This window comes from Enterococcus casseliflavus, assembly GCF_029215545.1.
Classification (GTDB): Bacteria; Bacillota; Bacilli; order Lactobacillales; family Enterococcaceae; genus Enterococcus_D; species Enterococcus_D casseliflavus.
Genome location: NZ_CP119393.1, coordinates 2174251 through 2191683, shown reverse-complemented (window position 1 = coordinate 2191683; position 17433 = coordinate 2174251). Strand labels below are relative to the sequence as shown.

20 protein-coding genes are annotated in these 17433 nt (G+C 43.1%); all 20 read left to right on the top strand.

What is annotated here, in order from left to right; translation table 11 throughout:
- The first annotated feature begins 3 nt into the window (after positions 1 to 3).
- The 20 genes from P0G38_RS10665 to phoU all read left to right on the top strand — a co-directional run bounded on the left by P0G38_RS10665 (position 4) and on the right by phoU (position 17014).
- Complete coding sequence (locus P0G38_RS10665) at positions 4 to 915, top strand: PTS system mannose/fructose/sorbose family transporter subunit IID (RefSeq protein ID WP_128488982.1); 912 nt, start codon at positions 4 to 6, stop codon at positions 913 to 915.
- Between the two features lie 114 nt (positions 916 to 1029).
- Positions 1030 to 1395 (top strand): DUF956 family protein, encoded by a 366-nt coding sequence (locus tag P0G38_RS10660; protein ID WP_275850795.1) that lies wholly within the window; start codon positions 1030 to 1032, stop codon positions 1393 to 1395.
- 73 nt (positions 1396 to 1468) lie between these two features.
- The gene (locus tag P0G38_RS10655; protein WP_005225767.1) at positions 1469 to 1708 is read left to right on the top strand and encodes a GlsB/YeaQ/YmgE family stress response membrane protein; all 240 of its coding nucleotides are present in this window, start codon (positions 1469 to 1471) and stop codon (positions 1706 to 1708) included.
- A gap of 218 nt (positions 1709 to 1926) precedes the next feature.
- Complete coding sequence (locus P0G38_RS10650) at positions 1927 to 2991, top strand: M24 family metallopeptidase (protein ID WP_275850792.1); 1065 nt, start codon at positions 1927 to 1929, stop codon at positions 2989 to 2991.
- A 208-nt stretch (positions 2992 to 3199) separates the two neighbouring features.
- Positions 3200 to 3625 carry an Asp23/Gls24 family envelope stress response protein gene (locus P0G38_RS10645; protein WP_005225770.1) on the top strand — a complete coding sequence of 142 codons (426 nt, stop codon included), beginning with the start codon at positions 3200 to 3202 and terminating at the stop codon, positions 3623 to 3625.
- Entirely contained in the window at positions 3618 to 4082 is a 465-nt protein-coding gene (gene nusB / locus P0G38_RS10640) for a transcription antitermination factor NusB (RefSeq protein WP_034858046.1), read from the top strand. The genes P0G38_RS10645 and nusB overlap by 8 nt, the downstream gene beginning before the upstream one ends.
- A 293-nt stretch (positions 4083 to 4375) precedes the next feature.
- Entirely contained in the window at positions 4376 to 5227 is an 852-nt protein-coding gene (locus P0G38_RS10635; RefSeq protein WP_005235351.1) for a bifunctional methylenetetrahydrofolate dehydrogenase/methenyltetrahydrofolate cyclohydrolase, read from the top strand.
- Positions 5228 to 6580 carry an exodeoxyribonuclease VII large subunit gene (gene xseA / locus P0G38_RS10630; protein ID WP_010747995.1) on the top strand — a complete coding sequence of 451 codons (1353 nt, stop codon included), beginning with the start codon at positions 5228 to 5230 and terminating at the stop codon, positions 6578 to 6580.
- Positions 6561 to 6782: an exodeoxyribonuclease VII small subunit gene (locus P0G38_RS10625; protein WP_005235356.1), complete on the top strand. Its 222-nt coding sequence runs from the start codon at positions 6561 to 6563 to the stop codon at positions 6780 to 6782. Before xseA ends, P0G38_RS10625 begins: the two co-directional genes overlap by 20 nt.
- Entirely contained in the window at positions 6779 to 7675 is an 897-nt protein-coding gene (locus P0G38_RS10620; RefSeq protein WP_275850777.1) for a polyprenyl synthetase family protein, read from the top strand. Before P0G38_RS10625 ends, P0G38_RS10620 begins: the two co-directional genes overlap by 4 nt.
- Entirely contained in the window at positions 7672 to 8493 is an 822-nt protein-coding gene (locus P0G38_RS10615) for a TlyA family RNA methyltransferase (protein WP_005225776.1), read from the top strand. Before P0G38_RS10620 ends, P0G38_RS10615 begins: the two co-directional genes overlap by 4 nt.
- 97 nt (positions 8494 to 8590) lie before the next feature.
- Positions 8591 to 9040, top strand: coding sequence for an arginine repressor (gene argR / locus P0G38_RS10610; RefSeq protein WP_005225777.1), 450 nt, complete (start codon positions 8591 to 8593; stop codon positions 9038 to 9040).
- Positions 9041 to 9055: 15 nt separating this feature from the next.
- Entirely contained in the window at positions 9056 to 10729 is a 1674-nt protein-coding gene (gene recN, locus P0G38_RS10605; protein ID WP_016610293.1) for a DNA repair protein RecN, read from the top strand.
- Between the two features lie 96 nt (positions 10730 to 10825).
- Complete coding sequence (locus P0G38_RS10600) at positions 10826 to 11557, top strand: alpha/beta family hydrolase (protein ID WP_275850769.1); 732 nt, start codon at positions 10826 to 10828, stop codon at positions 11555 to 11557.
- A 401-nt stretch (positions 11558 to 11958) separates the two neighbouring features.
- Positions 11959 to 12813: a phosphate ABC transporter substrate-binding protein PstS gene (locus P0G38_RS10595; protein ID WP_010748000.1), complete on the top strand. Its 855-nt coding sequence runs from the start codon at positions 11959 to 11961 to the stop codon at positions 12811 to 12813.
- Between the two features lie 97 nt (positions 12814 to 12910).
- The gene (pstC, locus tag P0G38_RS10590; RefSeq protein ID WP_005225781.1) at positions 12911 to 13831 is read left to right on the top strand and encodes a phosphate ABC transporter permease subunit PstC; all 921 of its coding nucleotides are present in this window, start codon (positions 12911 to 12913) and stop codon (positions 13829 to 13831) included.
- Positions 13831 to 14715 (top strand): phosphate ABC transporter permease PstA, encoded by an 885-nt coding sequence (gene pstA / locus P0G38_RS10585; RefSeq protein WP_005225782.1) that lies wholly within the window; start codon positions 13831 to 13833, stop codon positions 14713 to 14715. Before pstC ends, pstA begins: the two co-directional genes overlap by 1 nt.
- A 13-nt stretch (positions 14716 to 14728) precedes the next feature.
- Positions 14729 to 15535, top strand: coding sequence for a phosphate ABC transporter ATP-binding protein PstB (gene pstB, locus P0G38_RS10580; protein WP_005225783.1), 807 nt, complete (start codon positions 14729 to 14731; stop codon positions 15533 to 15535).
- Between the two features lie 31 nt (positions 15536 to 15566).
- Positions 15567 to 16325, top strand: a complete 759-nt coding sequence (gene pstB / locus P0G38_RS10575; protein ID WP_005225784.1) for a phosphate ABC transporter ATP-binding protein PstB — start codon at positions 15567 to 15569, stop codon at positions 16323 to 16325.
- Between the two features lie 11 nt (positions 16326 to 16336).
- Complete coding sequence (gene phoU, locus P0G38_RS10570; RefSeq protein ID WP_010748004.1) at positions 16337 to 17014, top strand: phosphate signaling complex protein PhoU; 678 nt, start codon at positions 16337 to 16339, stop codon at positions 17012 to 17014.
- The last annotated feature ends 419 nt before the right edge of the window (positions 17015 to 17433 follow it).

Here is a 17433-nt window from a genome sequence, read left to right as displayed (position 1 = left end):
AAAATGGCAGAAAAAATTGAATTAAATAAAAAAGATCGTTTAGCCGTAGCATGGCGCTCTACCTTCATTCAAGGTTCATGGAACTATGAACGTATGCAAAATGGTGGTTGGGCATTCTCAATGATTCCAGCAATCAAAAAATTATACAAAACAAAAGAAGACCGTGCCGCTGCATTGAAGCGTCACTTAGAATTCTTTAACACTCACCCATATATCGCATCGCCAATCTTAGGGGTAACATTAGCCTTAGAAGAAGAACGTGCCAATGGCGCGCCTGTTGATGACGTAGCGATCCAAGGGGTAAAAGTTGGGATGATGGGTCCTTTAGCCGGTGTCGGTGACCCTGTGTTCTGGTTTACTGTACGTCCGATGTTAGGTGCTCTAGGTGCTTCTCTTGCTTTAGCTGGAAACATCTTAGGTCCAATCATCTTCTTCGTTGCATGGAACATCATCCGTTGGGCATTTATGTGGTACACACAAGAATTCGGCTATCGTGCTGGTTCAAAAATCACTGATGACCTTTCAGGCGGATTGTTGCAAGATGTAACAAAAGGTGCTTCAATTTTAGGGATGTTCGTATTAGGGTCACTCGTTCAGCGTTGGGTATCGATCTCATTTGCGCCAGTTGTCTCAAGCGTACCGCTTGATGAAGGTGCTTATGTCGATTGGGCGAACTTGCCTTCTGGCTCTGCTGGTTTGCAACAAGCCTTCCAACAAGTTGCTGAAGGCCGTGCGTTGACTGATACAAAAGTAACAACATTGCAAAACAACTTGGATCAATTGATTCCTGGTCTAGCTGCACTATTGCTTACTTTATTATGTATGTGGTTATTGAAGAAAAAAGTTTCTCCAATCATCATTATTATCGGTCTATTCTTAGTCGGTATCGGTGGACACTTGATCGGATTGTTATAATCTTTTCAATGAAAGGTGCTTGGGGCAACCCAAGTACCTTTTTATTTATTCGCCAAACCTGCTGCAAACACGTATAATAAGATAATAAGACGATATAGAATGGAGTAAGCGCAAATGGTACAATCTCTTAATACAAAAGTGGATTTGACGATCGATGCTACGTCTTTTTTAGGGATCAATGAGTACGGCAAAATCATGATCGGCGATAAAGCCTTTGAGTTTTACAATGACCGTGACAAACGCAAGTTTATTCAGATCCCATGGGAAGATGTCGACTATGTGATCGCTTCGGTCATGTTCAAAGGCCATTGGATACCACGCTATGCGATCCGCACCAAAAAGAATGGCACGTATACCTTCTCCTCAAAAGAACCAAAAAAAGTCTTGCGAGCGATTCGTGAATACGTCGATCCAGACCATATGGTGCACTCATTAGGCTTTTTTGATGTATTGAAACGAGCCTTCACTCGCAGAAAATAACAAGAGAGCATATATTTTTCCAATTGATTCTCAATATGGTACCCTTTTTTAAGAAAGTTTAGGAGGGGTTAGTATGCACTTTTTATGGACATTGATCGTAGGAGCGGTCATCGGTTCAATCGGTGGTGCCATTGCAGGCGAAAAACGCGGTTGTATTTTTGATATCGTTGCGGGACTTGTAGGCGCATCGATTGGTCAAGGCCTTTTTGGCACTTGGGGACCGCAAGTAGCAGGAATGGCTATCGTGCCTGCGATTATCGGCGCGGTCATTTTCGTGGCAGTCGTATCGTTCTTTTTGGGACGTAAAAGATAATTATCAAAAAAGCAATTCATTGATTGAATTGCTTTTTTTTGTGCACGGAAGCCATCATTTAGAAGAGAACAACGAAAGATCACACGGCAATCTTTTTAAAGTACTCTATCGTTTATTCATATTGCTTGATTTTTTAGAAAACTTTTCGCTTGCTTTCCGCTTTTTCTGGAAGTTTGTTATAATACTATCGTATAGAACAAGAAAGTAGGGAACGATACATGTTAAGAGTTGAAAAATTACGTGAAGCAATGAGAAAAGATTCGATTGATGGGTTCTTGATCACCAGCCCATACAATTTGCGTTACTTGACAAACTTTACTGGGACAACTGGTTTAGCAGTCATTACGTTGGACAAAGCTTTTTTTGTAACAGATTTCCGCTATACAGAGCAAGCAGCTGCCCAAGCCCAAGGATTTGAGATCGTAAAAAATAGCGGACCGATTTTTGAAGAAGTTGCAACCATCTGCCAAAGTGAAGAAATCAATGTCTTAGCATTTGAAGAAAGTTTCGTCAGCTTTGCTGAATACTCCGTCTTAGAAGACTTGATCGAGGAATCATCACTAGCCCCTGTATCGGGGATGATCGAGGCTTTGCGGGAAGTCAAAGATGAGGAAGAGATCGCATTGATCCAACAAGCCTGCCATATCGCCGATCAAGGATTTGAACATATTTTGAAAATGATCCGCCCAGGAATGACCGAAATCGAAGTGGCGAATCAGTTGGATTTCTTTATGCGTTCATTAGGTGCCACAAGCGTATCTTTTGAAACGATCGTGGCTAGTGGTCTGCGTTCAGCAATGCCCCATGGAGTTGCCAGTGAAAAAGTGATCGAACAAGGTGATCTGATCACGTTAGACTTTGGCTGTTATTATCAAGGCTATGTGTCTGATATGACTAGAACCTTTGCAGTAGGCGATCCTGGCGATAAATTGAAGGAAATCTATCAAATTGTACTTGAAGCACAAGAAAAAGTCTTGGCAGCAGCAAAACCTGGAATGACCGGAATTGAACTAGATGCGATCGCTCGGGATCACATTGCTTCCTTTGGCTACGGAGATGCCTTTGGACATTCAACAGGTCATGGGATTGGTTTAGAGATCCACGAAGGACCAAATGTATCTTTCCGCGCTGATAAAGCATTTGTTGTCGGAAACGTCATTACAGATGAACCAGGAATCTATCTTCCAGGAATTGGCGGCGTTCGAATCGAAGATGATCTTTTGATCACCGAAACTGGTAATAAAGTGTTGACACATTCACCGAAAGAATTGATCATTCTCTGATTCATCGACCTTGTTTTTCAGAAAATTCATTGAGAATAGTGGGTTATTATAGATTCTCAGTGCAGAAAATGATAAACTTAGAGCGAGAAGAAACACTGTGCCATGGATGTTATTGATTGAATCAAGCGTTGGTTTGCTTCAAACGGAAAAAACGAGCGGTTTTTTACAAACAATACGGTACAGCTGTTTAGAATGGAGGCAAAAACGTATGAATGAAGATAAAAACCTTGTATTAAATGCAAGTCCTGAATTAGGCGAGATCGTCATCGCGCCAGAAGTGATCGAGATCATTATTGGGATCGCTGCTTCTAAAGTGGAAGGTGTCTATGGGATGCGAGGAACACTGGCAAACAGTGTCACTGAATTATTAGGTCGCGCAGCTCATGGCAAAGGGGTCTACTTAACGATCGATGAAACAGGGATCAAAGTGGACATCTATTGCTATATCACTTATGGGATGTCAGTGCCTAAAGTGGCAATGGAGATCCAAGAACGGGTCAAACAGCAAGTCTTATTTATGACAGATGTACAACTGGCTGAAGTAAATGTTCATGTTGTGGCAGTCGTGCCAGAAAAAGTAGATTTACCAGACATCGAAGAATTATTTGGAAACGATGAGGAAGAAAATGAGTAAAGAATTATCACGGCATGAAATACGGAAAATGGCGTTACAAGCTTTATTTCCACTAGACTTTAATAAAGATTTAACGAAACAAGATGCCATCATGCATGCCATCGAGTTGGAACACCATGAATTGATCGATGAAGAACAAGAGCATTTTGTGCCTGTTTATTTAGATCAATTAGTGGCAGGTGTCTGTCATTACAAAGAAGCCTTGGATGAAGTCATTCAAAATCATTTAAAAGCTGGTTGGAAAATCCAGCGTTTATCAAAAATGGACGTGACGATTTTACGAATTGCTTTGTATGAAATGATCTATGTGGATAATGTGCCGAATCGTGTGGCTTTGAATGAAGCGATCGAGTTAGCGAAAACTTTTAGTGATGATCAGTCCAGAAAGTTTGTCAACGGTATTTTATCGACAGTCAATCAAGAGCTAGAAACAAAAACCAACCAAGTAAGTGAGTAATTTTCAGCCCTAACACGATCGATCAAAAGAGATCAGCTTTTTTTCGATCGAGTCAGAAACCGAACGATTTATGAGCAGCCGCCTTGTTTTGACGGTCCTGCTTGATCGTTCGGTTTTTTTGCACGCACTTTGTCGGTTTACCCTCGTTTTTTCCGAAAAAAGGGAGCCTTAGACGGTGTTTTTCTTTTCAGAAAATGCTATGATAGAAAACATGAAGAAGCATATCGACAAACGATTGGTGCGTTTCTTTTTACAAACTAAGTCAGTATAATCAGGTTGGAGGAGTTGTCAGAATGGGTACATTGATCAATGGAAAAGAATTGGCTGAAAAAATGCAAGCAGCGTTTCTTTCAGAGACAGCAACACTAAAAGAGCAGGGTGTGACACCGGGATTAGTTGTTTTGCTTGTTGGGGAAGACAAAGCGAGTCAGACTTATGTAAAAAATAAAGAACTAGCTGCGGCGAAAATCGGTATCAATTCCCGTGTTGCCCGCTACCCTGAATCCATTACTGAGGCAGAATTATTAGCAGAAATCGAACAGTTCAATAACGATGATGCCTTTCATGGCATTTTGGTTCAACTTCCTTTGCCAAAACATATCAATGAAGAAAAAGTACTGTTAGCCATCAAACCAGAAAAAGATGTCGACGGCTTTCATCCAATCAATTTAGGAAAATTATTCGCAGGTGTACCTGACCGAATTCCTTGTACCCCTTATGGCATCATGAAAATGTTTGCTGCGTATGGGATTGAATTGGAAGGGAAAAATGCCTTAGTGATCGGGCGCAGCAACATTGTCGGAAAACCAATGGCGCACTTGCTCTTGGGGGCAAATGCCACCGTGACTATTGCTCATTCAAAAACCAAAAATCTGCCCGAGTTGGCAAAACAAGCGGACATTTTAGTCGTGGCGATCGGCCGCGGTCATTTTGTCACAAAAGACTTCGTAAAAGAAGGGGCTGTGGTGATAGATGTCGGAATGAATCGTGATGCCAACGGCAAGTTGATCGGCGATGTGAAATTTGATGAAGTCGAACCGATCGCTAGCTATATCACACCGGTACCTAGAGGTGTAGGTCCAATGACGATCACGATGTTGATGGCCCAAACGATCGAGGCAGCAAAGGAGACAATGAAAAACTAAATGGCGCAAGAATATTTAACGGTGACCGCATTAACAAAATATATCAAGCGTAAGTTTGACGTCGATCCATATCTAGAGCGGGTTTATTTGACAGGGGAGATCTCCAATTTTCGTCGGCGCCCCAATCACCAATACTTTAGTTTGAAGGATGATGGTGCAAAAATTTCGACCGTCATGTTCAAAGGCGCTTTTGACAAGCTGCGCTTTCAACCAGAAGAGGGCATGAAAGTCATGGCGGTTGGGCGTATCACTCTGTATGAGGCAAGCGGAAATTACCAGATGGTGATCGATCACATGGAACCAGACGGTGTCGGCGCTCTTTATCAAGCCTATGAACAATTAAAGCAGAAATTGGCAGCGGAAGGATTATTTTCTGCACCGAAGCAGTCCTTGCCGAAATACCCGAAACGCATCGCAGTTTTGACCAGTCCTAGTGGGGCGGTGATCAGAGATATCATCACGACGACACAGCGGCGTTACCCCATTGCTCAGATCGTTTTGTATCCAACCGTGGTACAAGGTAATAAAGCTGCGGATGATGTGGTGAAAAATATCCAACGAGTCGAAGCCGATGGGACCTTTGATACTATGATCATCGGACGTGGGGGTGGATCGATCGAGGACCTCTGGCCTTTCAATGAAGAACGAGTGGCAAGAGCCATTTTTGATGCAAAAACCCCCATTATTTCTTCAGTGGGGCATGAAACCGATACGACGATTGCCGATTTAGTGGCGGATGTGCGGGCGGCAACTCCGACCGCCGCTGCCGAATTAGCGGTGCCAGTGCTGTCGGAGGAGATTTTGCGGATCGAAGAAAGACAAGCCCGATTAGAGCAAGCATTTATGCACCAGATCCAGTACAAACAAGAACGCTATCAGCGAGTGATTGGATCGTATGTTTTTCGACAACCAGAGCGCTTGTATGAGGCACAGTCCATCAAACTCGATCAGTTGCAGCAGCGGATGCAGCAAGGCTTGCAAACCTTGCTTTATGACAAGGATCGCCAGGCACAGCAATTGATTTCACGGTTGGCACAACAACAACCAAAAGCGCGATTACAAGCCAGCAATCAAGAGGTCAGCTATCTTTCTCAACGCTTAACGAAAGCCATGAAAGATATCTATGCAGCAAAAGAAAATCAATTTGCAAATGCAGTCCAATCCCTTGATTTGCTAAGCCCACTAAAAATCATGGGACGCGGCTACAGCTATACCACGAAAAATGAGCAGGTGATCAAATCGATTGATGCGATCGAGCCAGAAGATCAGCTGACGATCCATTACCAAGATGGCCAAGCACTTGTCGAAGTTATTAGTACAGAAGGAGTTAATCATGGCAAATCCAACATTTGAAGAATCATTACAAGAATTAGAACAAATCGTAACCCGTTTGGAACAAGGCGATGTTCCATTGGAAGAAGCGTTAGATGCTTTTCAAAAAGGCATGGTTTTGAGCAAGCAATGCAAGGACACTTTGAGTAAAGCGGAAAAGTCCTTAACAAAAATGATGACAGAATCTAACGAAGAAGTGCCTTTTGAAGAGGAAAACCAATGAGTGCTTTAACAGAATTCACAAAAGAACACGCCCCATTGATCGAAGAAGTCATGGAACGCTTTGTCAAAGAACACACTTCTGATCAACGATTATTTGAAAGCATGCAGTATTCGATCCAAGCCGGCGGCAAACGTATTCGCCCGCTTTTATTGGCAGCAACAGTCGCCGCTTTTCACAAACCCATCAATACCGCGGTGTACCAGTGTGCAGCAGCCCTAGAAATGGTGCATACGTATTCGCTGATCCATGATGATCTGCCAGCAATGGACAACGATGATCTGCGTCGAGGCAAACCCACCAACCATAAGGTTTTTGGTGAAGCTTTAGCGATTTTAGCTGGAGATGGTCTTTTGACGGCTGCGTTTCAATTAGTCGCTATGGCGGAAATCGAAGCCAATCAAAAAGTCTTGCTGCTGCAGCAGTTGAGTAAAGCAGCGGGCACGCAAGGGATGGTTGCCGGCCAAGCAGCCGATATTCAAGGGGAGAACCAAGCGCTTCGTCTTGAGGAATTGATGTCTGTTCATGAACGGAAAACCGGCGAATTGATTCGCTTTGCGGTGATTGCCGGAGGTGTTTTAGCCGACCAGACGGAAGAGGTTCTGCATGAATTGGATCGCTTTGCCCAGCATATTGGGTTAGCCTTTCAAATTCGCGACGATCTGTTAGATGCCACTAGTACGACCGAAGAGCTAGGCAAAGTTGTCCGCCGAGATGACGAGTTGGCGAAAAGTACCTATCCTGCTTTACTTGGCTTAGCAGGCGCGCAGCAAGCCTTGACTGAAGAATTGGGCAAAGCCAAAGAAATTCTGGCACAATTAAGCCAATACGGTCAATTTACGCCGGATGTTTTATTGGCATTTGTGGAACGATTTGAGATTCGAGGGAACGCATGAAGAAAGAACGAGTAGATGTTTTAGCTGTCCAGCAAGGCCTCTTTGAGACCCGCGAGCAAGCCAAACGAGGAGTGATGGCTGGATTGGTGTACAAAGAAAAAAACAATGAGCGCCTAGATAAGCCTGGAGAAAAAATTGCCGCAGATACACTGCTGCAGATCAAAGGGAAGAAGCTGCCTTATGTTTCTCGTGGTGGTCTCAAGTTAGAAAAAGCACTCAAAGTTTTTGATTTTGACGTAACCGATAAAATCATGTTAGATATCGGCGCTTCCACCGGTGGCTTTACTGATGCGGCGCTGCAAAATGGCGCCAAAAAAAGCTATGCACTGGATGTCGGTTACAATCAGTTAGCATGGAAGCTGCGGCAAGATGAGCGAGTGATTGTAATGGAACGGGTCAACTTCCGTTATGCAAAACCAACAGACTTCCTGGATGGTCTTCCTGAAGCCGCTACGATCGATGTTTCTTTTATTTCACTTAAACTGATCTTACCTCCCCTTTACGATATTTTGGTAGCGGATGGCGAAGTGATGGCGCTGATCAAACCACAATTTGAAGCGGGCAAAGAAGCGGTCGGAAAAAATGGGATCGTTCGTGACCCCAAAACCCATGAACGAGTGTTGGAGGAAGTACTGGCATTCGCTAAGAAAACAAAATTCGATGTATTAAACCTAAGTTTTTCACCAATCACTGGTGGCGAAGGGAATATCGAGTTTATCGTACATTTAAAGAAAAGCCTGCAAGAAGGCACCGCAGCAGGGATCGACATCCCGAAAGTTGTTGCATCAGCACATGAGACCTTTCATCAACCAAAATAAAGAATGGAAGAGAGTGGACATTTTACTTGTCGGCTCTCTTTCTTTCTTGCGCAAAATAGGATAAAATTAGTAGGAATTCATTCAGGAGGAACAAGAGATGAGAAAAAAAGAACGGCATCGCTTGATTACACGATTGTTAAGTGAACAAGATATTCAGAAACAAGAAGATTTTGTCGAGTTGTTAAAAGATCGCGGCGTCTCAGTCACACAAGCAACCATATCAAGGGATATCAAGGAATTGAAGTTAGTGAAAGTTCCTTCCCAAAAAGGCGGCTATCGCTATAGTATTCCACAAGAGACAACGGAAGACGTGAGTGGTAAACTAGATAAAATCCTAAAAACGGCGTTTGTTTCTGTCGATCGAATGGACAAATTTGTGATCCTGCGCACACTGCCTGGCAATGCTTCGGCTTTGGCGAATTTGATCGATAAGCGTTATGCCAAAGAATTATTTGGCACGCTAAACGATGATGACAACGTCTTGATGATCACCAGAACAGAAGCAGATACCGAGAACCTATTCAAGGATTTCCAACGTTACGTATAAAAGAGGAGGCAAGGGATGCTTTTAGAATTGTCGATCCAAAATTTTGCGATTATCTCCAACTTGCACCTGTCTTTTCATGAGGGGATGACGGCTCTAACAGGTGAAACAGGTGCTGGAAAATCAATCATTATCGATGCGATGGGCTTACTAGCAGGTGGCAGAGGATCCAGTGACTATTTGCGTCAAGGCGCAGAAAAATGCCGTTTGGAAGGGATTTTTGAATGGCCGAATCAGCAGGAGTTCAAAGAATTGACTGCCGATCTGGGTATTGATGAAGAAGAAGTTCTGATCGTACAACGGGATATCTCTCAATCGGGTAAAACTATTTGTCGTGTGAATGGTCGAACCGTTACCTTGTCGGTTTTGCGCCAAATCGGCTTGTTTTTAGTTGATATCCAAGGACAAAATGAGCATCAAGAGCTACTGCAGCCAGAAAAACATTTGGCGTTGATGGATGGTTTTGGAGATGATGCCTTTAAAGCGGAACTTGCAAGTTACCGTCAAGCCTATCAAGCCTATCGCTCCTTAGAAAAACATGTGCGGACCATTCAAGAAAATGAGCAGCTCTATGTGCAGCGAATGGACATGCTGCGTTTTCAACAAGAAGAGATTGCCCAAGCGGAATTGATGGAAAATGAAGAAGAGCAGCTGATCGATGAACGAGAAAAACTGACCAATTATCAAAAAATCGTGGATGCTCTAGGGCAAAGCTATGGCGCTCTATCCGCCGAAGAAGTTAATAGCCTAGATGGGGTCAGTGTAGCTCTATCAGAAATCCAGTCGATCGCCCATCTTGATCCCGCGTATGAAAAAATCAGTGAAGCGATTCAAAGTGCGTATTACTTGTTGCAAGATGCAGCCACTGATATTTCGCGGCAAGTCGACAACCTTGAATTAGATGAAGGCCGACTGGAAGAAGTCATTTCACGGCTGGAAACGATTCGTCAATTGAAGCGCAAATACGGGGAGTCGATTCCTGTGATCCTTGCTTATTATGATGAGATCAGTAAAGAAATCAGCGAATCAGCCTATACGGAAGGTCAGTTGGAGCAATTAGAAGAAGAGCTTGCTCAAAAAGCTGAAGCAGTTTGGCAGCTGGCGGAAGCCTTGCACGTCAAACGACGTGAATTGGCTCATCGTTTAGAAAAAGAAATCGTTCAAGAGTTAAAAGAGCTGTATATGGAGCACGCGCAATTTGAAGTACGGTTTGCATCTGGCTCAAAACAATTAAGCAGCAGCGGCTTTGATACCGTGGAGTTTTATTTGACCACCAACCCCGGTGAAGGCATGAAACCGTTAGTGCGAGTTGCTTCTGGAGGAGAGCTTTCCCGGATCTTATTAGCGCTTAAATCGATTTTCTCCCGCAAGCAAGGAATCACTAGTATTGTCTTTGATGAGGTGGATACTGGGGTCAGTGGCCGAGTAGCTCAGGCGATCGCCGAAAAAATCGCCAAGATCGCTGCGAATTCGCAAGTCTTGTGTATCACCCACTTGCCGCAAGTAGCGGCTGTGGCGGACAATCAATATTTTATCGAAAAAGCAATTCAAGAAGGTCGGACAGAAACCCATGTCCGTAAATTATCAGAAGAAGAACGAGTGGCTGAGATCGCCCGTATGCTCTCAGGTGCAGAAATCACCGATTTAACGATCGAACATGCACGAGAACTATTGGCGCTGGCTCACCGATAAAAATTGGAAACACTTATAGAAAGATTCAGGAGATGATGGACCCGCAACTTTCGTCTGCCATCCTTTCCTGATCTTCTTTTTTTGCAGGAGGATATGATGAGAAAAAGAACAAAAGTTTTGATCGGTGTATTGATCACCGTTGTTATTTTAACTATTGCCGGTTGGGTCGGTTGGCAACAACTGCATTACCCAGCAGTGGATGCTGCAGTTACAGCAGCGAAAGAGGCAGATGATGAGAGAAATGTCCTCTATTTTGCTGGAGATGAAGAAAAGCCTTTGGTTATTTTCTATCCTGGTGCTCTTGTCGATGCCGAAAGCTATAGTGTATGGGCAGCAGGTTTAGCGGAAAAAGGCTATCCTGTCGCGATCGTTAAAATGCCCTTTAACATGGCTGTTTTAGCAGGCAATCGAGCAGAAGAGGTCTTGAAAGAAATTCCTCATAGCTCTTATGTCATTGGCGGTCATTCATTAGGTGGCGTCATGGCAAGCCGTTTTGCAGCGAATCAGTTGGCTGAAAACGACAACGAGTTAAAAGGCGTCTTTTTCTTTGCTAGTTACCCAGATGAAAAAGGATCCTTAGCTGATCAATCGATTGCTGTGTTGTCACTCTCAGGCAGTCAAGACCAAGTAGTGAATCAAGAAAATTGGCAGGCTGCCCGCAGCCTCCTTCCAGAAACTACGACGTTCCAAACGATCGAAGGCGGCAATCATGCTGGCTTTGGTACCTATGGGTTACAAAAAGGAGAAGCAGCAGCGGATCTACCAAATGAAGCACAGCAAGAAGCCATTATTGAGCAGATGGCAGCATGGTTAAGTGAATTAGAATAAAAAAAAGACGGCAGAAGATGCATAGGAATGCTTCTTTCTGCCGTTTCGATTCAACAGACATTTTGGGGAAATGTTGATGAAATCGTGAAAACGCTGAACATAACAACATATTGTACTTGATTGGGGAAGCAAGATTAATAATTATGTTCTTTTTAAAATACGTTTCCTCTCACAGTATAGCACAGCATACCTTCTGGATGCACGTAATTTAATTAAGAAATCTTGTCATTTTATTTACAAAATAGTTATTTTGTAAAAGAAAAAAAGCGTTTTAAATAAAGGGACAGACTCAGCTTAAGAAAAAAAAGCAAATAATAATTTTCATTGATTTCAACTAATGGTAAAATGAAAATAATTGATTTTTATAATCAATGACTTTCGAAAGTACAAGGAGCGTTATGATGAAAAAATTAAAACTTCTAAGTCCTATCATCGGATTGGTTATTTTACTCTCAGGATGTGCAAGCTGGGCAGATCGAGGAGAATCGATCACAGCAGTCGGGTCTTCTGCCTTGCAGCCACTCGTAGAAACCGTTGCAGAAGAATTTCAAAACTCAAATCCTGGGCGATTTATCAATGTCCAAGGAGGCGGGAGCGGCACTGGGTTAAGTCAAGTCCAAGCAGGTGCAGTCGATATTGGGAATTCTGATTTGTTTGCAGAAGAAAAGCCAGGGATCGATGCGGATGCACTCGTTGACCACCGAGTGGCAACGGTGGGTATCACACCGATCGTCAACAAAGGCGTTGGGATCACGGATATTTCAACAGAGGACTTAAAAAATATCTTCTTAGGAAATATTACAAATTGGCGTGAAGTTGGCGGAAATGATCTGCCCATCGTTTTGTTGAATCGAGCGACAGGTAGTGGTACGAGAAGCACGTTTGAAAAATGGATCATGGATGGTGAAACAGCGATTCCTTCCCAAGAGCAAGATTCTAGTGGGATGGTCCGTTCGATCGTTTCAGATACACCAGGTGCCATCAGTTATGTTGCATTTTCTTATGTAACGGATGAAGTCAACGTCCTTTCGATCGATGGGGTTCAACCAACGATTGAAAATGTAACGACCAATGATTGGAAAGTTTGGGCTTACGAGCATATGTATACAAAAGGAGAACCAACGGGATTAACCGCTGAATTTCTCGAATATATGCTTTCTGATGAAGTACAAGAGCATATCGTCGGGGATCTGGGTTATATTCCAATTTCCATCATGCAGGTGGAAAGAGATTGGGAAGGCAACATCGTCGAGTAATCTTTACACAAAATTTACACAAGCTTTAACAGAAATTGATGTTGAACCGATAAACTAATGGTTATGAGTTTAGTTTGATTTTTGAGGAGGAACCCTCGTGGAAAATGTAAAAGAAGTGTTAACAAAAAAATCCAAGCGCGCAAGAATGGAACAAAGAGGAAAGCTGGTTAGCTTTCTATGTATTGCGTTGATTGTATTGGTTGTGATCTCCATTTTTTATTTCGTTGCTAGCCGTGGATTAGCGACATTCTTTGTAGACAAAGTCAATGTTTTCGACTTTTTGTTTGGTACGCAATGGAATCCAAGTGCTGTTGGTCCTGATGGCCAACCATTAGTAGGTGCTTTACCGATGATCCTTGGTTCGTTCTTCGTAACCTTCCTATCAGCGATCGTCGCAACACCATTTGCGATCGGTGCAGCAGTCTTTATGGTGGAGATCTCCCCTCGTAACGGAGAGAAGATTTTGCAGCCCGTTATCGAACTATTAGTCGGTATTCCTTCTGTAGTTTATGGTTTTATCGGTTTGTCTGTCATTGTACCTGCAGTCCGTTCGGTTTTTGGCGGTACAGGGTTTGGGATCTTGGCGGGGACCTTTGTCCTATTTATCATGATTTTGCCGACAGTGACTACGATGACTGTCGATGCGTTACGGGCAGTCCCTCGGCACTACCGTGAGGCATCCTTAGCTTTAGGTGCAACACGCTGGCAAACGATCTATAAAGTTGTTTTACGAGCAGCTGTCCCTGGGATTTTAACGGCAGTTGTTTTCGGAATGGCTCGCGCATTTGGGGAAGCATTGGCGATCCAAATGGTTATCGGTAATGCGGCATTGATGCCGACGAGCTTAGTGACACCTGCATCAACATTGACATCGATCTTAACCATGGGTATTGGGAATACGATCATGGGAACAGTCCAAAACAACGTTCTATGGTCATTAGCCTTGATTCTCTTATTGATGTCCTTACTATTTAACATTGTCATTCGCTTTATTGGGAAGAAAGGAGCATTGAAATAATGAATGCAAAACGTTCAGATAAAATTGCTACCGGCGTCTTGTATGCTGTTGCTGGAGTCATTGTTTTGATTTTGGCTTCCTTACTATTGTACATTTTGGTACGTGGTATTCCCCATATCAATTGGGAGTTTCTGACTTCTTCTTCAAAAGCATATCAAGAAGGTGGCGGGATCGGCATCCAATTGTTCAATTCCCTATACTTGCTTTTAGTGACAATGATCATTAGTTTTCCGATTTCTTTAGGAGCGGGGATCTACTTATCAGAATATGCGAAGAAAAACTGGTTGACGGATATCATTCGGACATCGATCGAAATCTTGAGTTCACTGCCTTCTGTGGTTGTCGGTCTTTTTGGTTTCTTGGTCTTTGTTATCCAGTTTGGTTATGGCTTTTCGATCATTTCAGGTGCCTTGGCATTGACTTTCTTCAATTTGCCACTATTGACTAGAAATGTGGAAGAATCTCTACAAGCGATTCATTATACGCAGCGTGAAGCGGGCTTGTCGTTAGGCTTATCCCGTTGGGAAACTGTCACACGCATCATTGTTCCAGAAGCAACACCAGGGATTTTGACTGGGGTCATTCTAAGTTCTGGTCGGATTTTTGGTGAAGCGGCAGCGCTGATCTACACTGCAGGACAAAGTGCACCGGCCCTTGATTTTACAAACTGGAATCCATTGAGTGTTTCCAGCCCGATCGGTCTTTTCCGACAAGCGGAGACGCTGGCAGTCCATATTTGGAAAATCAATACAGAAGGTACGATGCCTGATGGCGCTCAAGTTTCAGCCGGGGCTTCCGCGGTATTGATCATTGCCGTCTTGCTATTTAACTTTGGCGCCCGTGCAGCTGGCAAACGGTTGTACAAGAAAATGACGTCAGCATAAGGAGAATGACAGTATGAACGATTACAATTGGGACGATCGAAATATCATTACCTTCGATAAACCAGAAGATGTGGCGCTTTATACCACTGACTTGCATGTATGGTATGGATCAAATGAAGCCATCAAAGGCATTGATCTACAATTTGAAAAAAATAAAATCACCGCATTGATCGGACCTTCCGGTTGCGGTAAATCAACGTATCTGCGTTCTTTGAATCGAATGAATGATGGGATCGCAAACACGAGAGTCACAGGAAACATCATGTATAAAGGAGTCGACGTCAATACAAAAGAAGTCGATGTCTTCGAAATGCGCAAGCGTATCGGCATGGTTTTCCAACGACCAAACCCTTTCAGTAAATCGATCTATGACAATATCGCCTTTGCTTTGCGACGTCATGGAGAAAGAAACAAAAAGAAATTGGATGAAGCAGTCGAAACCAGCTTGAAACAAGCCGCACTTTGGGATCAAGTAAAGGACAGCTTAGACAAAAGTGCTTTGGCATTGTCCGGTGGACAGCAGCAACGTCTGTGTATCGCTCGAGCAATTGCGATGAAACCAGATATTTTGCTTCTAGATGAACCAGCTAGTGCCCTTGATCCAATCTCAACAGGGACAGTGGAAGAAACTCTTATCAACTTGAAAAACGACTATTCAATCATCATCGTGACCCATAATATGCAGCAAGCTGCTCGGATCAGCGATTATACTGCCTTTTTCTACTTAGGAAATGCGATCGAGTACGATGAGACCCGTAAGATATTTACTCGTCCAAAAATTAAAGCAACAGAAGATTACGTATCCGGTCATTTTGGCTGAGCCGATTCGATCAGTAAACGGAGGCAAAACAATGGCAGAAGAAATTATTACATCGAAAGATCTGCATTTATACTATGGAAAAAAAGAAGCATTGAAAGGAATCGACCTTTCCATCAAAAAAGGCGAGATCACGGCAATGATCGGACCTTCAGGTTGTGGGAAATCGACCTACTTGCGTTCTCTTAATCGAATGAATGATTTGATCCCTGGTGTGACAATTACAGGAAGTGTTGTCTATAAAGGGAAAGACATTTATAGTCCAAAGCAAGACATCGTTGATTTGCGCAAAGAAATCGGGATGGTTTTTCAACAACCGAATCCTTTTCCCTTTTCAATTTACGAAAATGTGATTTATGGGTTAAAATTAAAAGGAGTCACGGACAAGGAGATTCTTGATAAGACGGTAGAAGAAAGCCTGAAAGCAGCTTCTGTCTGGGAAGATGTCAAAGACAAACTTCACCAAAGTGCGCTTTCTTTATCAGGTGGACAACAGCAGCGGGTTTGTATCGCTCGGGTATTGGCTGTCGATCCAGAAATCATTTTGCTGGATGAACCAACCAGTGCGTTAGACCCCATTTCATCAGGGAAAATCGAGAATACCCTTCTAGCGCTGAAAGAACGCTACACCATGATCATCGTGACTCACAACATGTCACAAGCTTCAAGAATCTCAGATAAAACCGCGTTCTTTTTGGACGGCAACTTGATCGAGTTCAATGACACGAAAAAAGTGTTCCTAAGTCCAAGCAAAAAAGAAACAGAAGATTATATCTCAGGAAGATTTGGTTAGGAGGAAAAGGGATGTTGCGTACACAATTTGAAGAAGAGTTATTAAATTTACACAATCAATTTTATGAAATGGGGATGCTAGTCAGCAGTGCCATTCATAAATCTGTGCGAGCATATGTCAGACATGACAAAGAAATTGCGCAGGAAGTAATTGAAAATGATTTGGCGATCAACAATATGGAGGTTCGTTTAGAAAAAAAGAGCTTTGAGATGATTGCTTTGCAACAACCAGTAACGACCGATCTACGAATGATCATTACCGTTATGAAAGCCAGCTCTGACTTGGAGCGGATGGGGGACCATGCGGTATCCATCGCGAAGTCAACGATACGGGTCAAAGGCGAAACGCGGATCGCCGAAATCGAAAAAGAAATCTCAGATATGTCGGATTACGTCAAAAAAATGGTTGATAATGTTTTAGTGGCGTATGTAAAGACCGACCAAGAAGATGCCCGTATGATCGCTCAAATGGACGATCGGGTCAATGAATATTACAAAGACATTTATTACAAAACGATCGAGAGTATGAAAGAAAATCCAGAAACAGTTGTCAGTGGGACCGATTATTTATCCGTTGCTCAATACTTGGAACGAATCGGTGACTACGTAACGAATATTTGTGAATGGATCGTGTATCTTGCTACTGGGAAAATCAGTGAATTGAATACAAACCGTACGGAAATGATTTAAGAAACCAGCTTGGGTTCTTGATCACATATCTCTTTTAAAAGAGATGGGACGGACCGTCGAAAGAAGTTGTCCTTTAAGGAGTAACTTCTCTCGGCGGTCTTTTTGATTTGGAAGAATCGCTTCAATCGATGACGTGAACAGGATAGGCAAATTAGAAAATGGCTCCACCATAAAGATGGCCAATGGAAATCGATTCTATCGTCCCTGAAATTTACTAGTTGAGCCGTCTATGCTTTTCGTCGCCGACCTGCAGTGAAAGGAGCAATCGCTCATTTGCTCTAGCAGGCCTATTCCTCAAGGCTGCTACTAGCTGAAACTTTTGTTTCTATTGGTTTTTCGTGGTACTGTTAATAATAGGAAGATCGTTTTGAGCCTAGTGTAATGAAGAAAAAGTGTCGGTTTTGCTTGCCAATCTGCAG

What these genes read in the sequence shown, in the direction of transcription:
- P0G38_RS10665 (WP_128488982.1), top strand. Translation starts at nt 4, where the DNA reads ATGGCAGAAAAAATTGAATTAAATAAAAAAGATCGTTTAGCCGTAGCA.
- P0G38_RS10660 (WP_275850795.1), top strand. Translation starts at nt 1,030, where the DNA reads ATGGTACAATCTCTTAATACAAAAGTGGATTTGACGATCGATGCTACG.
- P0G38_RS10655 (WP_005225767.1), top strand. Translation starts at nt 1,469, where the DNA reads ATGCACTTTTTATGGACATTGATCGTAGGAGCGGTCATCGGTTCAATC.
- P0G38_RS10650 (WP_275850792.1), top strand. Translation starts at nt 1,927, where the DNA reads ATGTTAAGAGTTGAAAAATTACGTGAAGCAATGAGAAAAGATTCGATT.
- P0G38_RS10645 (WP_005225770.1), top strand. Translation starts at nt 3,200, where the DNA reads ATGAATGAAGATAAAAACCTTGTATTAAATGCAAGTCCTGAATTAGGC.
- nusB (WP_034858046.1), top strand. Translation starts at nt 3,618, where the DNA reads ATGAGTAAAGAATTATCACGGCATGAAATACGGAAAATGGCGTTACAA.
- P0G38_RS10635 (WP_005235351.1), top strand. Translation starts at nt 4,376, where the DNA reads ATGGGTACATTGATCAATGGAAAAGAATTGGCTGAAAAAATGCAAGCA.
- xseA (WP_010747995.1), top strand. Translation starts at nt 5,228, where the DNA reads ATGGCGCAAGAATATTTAACGGTGACCGCATTAACAAAATATATCAAG.
- P0G38_RS10625 (WP_005235356.1), top strand. Translation starts at nt 6,561, where the DNA reads ATGGCAAATCCAACATTTGAAGAATCATTACAAGAATTAGAACAAATC.
- P0G38_RS10620 (WP_275850777.1), top strand. Translation starts at nt 6,779, where the DNA reads ATGAGTGCTTTAACAGAATTCACAAAAGAACACGCCCCATTGATCGAA.
- P0G38_RS10615 (WP_005225776.1), top strand. Translation starts at nt 7,672, where the DNA reads ATGAAGAAAGAACGAGTAGATGTTTTAGCTGTCCAGCAAGGCCTCTTT.
- argR (WP_005225777.1), top strand. Translation starts at nt 8,591, where the DNA reads ATGAGAAAAAAAGAACGGCATCGCTTGATTACACGATTGTTAAGTGAA.
- recN (WP_016610293.1), top strand. Translation starts at nt 9,056, where the DNA reads ATGCTTTTAGAATTGTCGATCCAAAATTTTGCGATTATCTCCAACTTG.
- P0G38_RS10600 (WP_275850769.1), top strand. Translation starts at nt 10,826, where the DNA reads ATGAGAAAAAGAACAAAAGTTTTGATCGGTGTATTGATCACCGTTGTT.
- P0G38_RS10595 (WP_010748000.1), top strand. Translation starts at nt 11,959, where the DNA reads ATGAAAAAATTAAAACTTCTAAGTCCTATCATCGGATTGGTTATTTTA.
- pstA (WP_005225782.1), top strand. Translation starts at nt 13,831, where the DNA reads ATGAATGCAAAACGTTCAGATAAAATTGCTACCGGCGTCTTGTATGCT.
- pstB (WP_005225783.1), top strand. Translation starts at nt 14,729, where the DNA reads ATGAACGATTACAATTGGGACGATCGAAATATCATTACCTTCGATAAA.
- pstB (WP_005225784.1), top strand. Translation starts at nt 15,567, where the DNA reads ATGGCAGAAGAAATTATTACATCGAAAGATCTGCATTTATACTATGGA.
- phoU (WP_010748004.1), top strand. Translation starts at nt 16,337, where the DNA reads ATGTTGCGTACACAATTTGAAGAAGAGTTATTAAATTTACACAATCAA.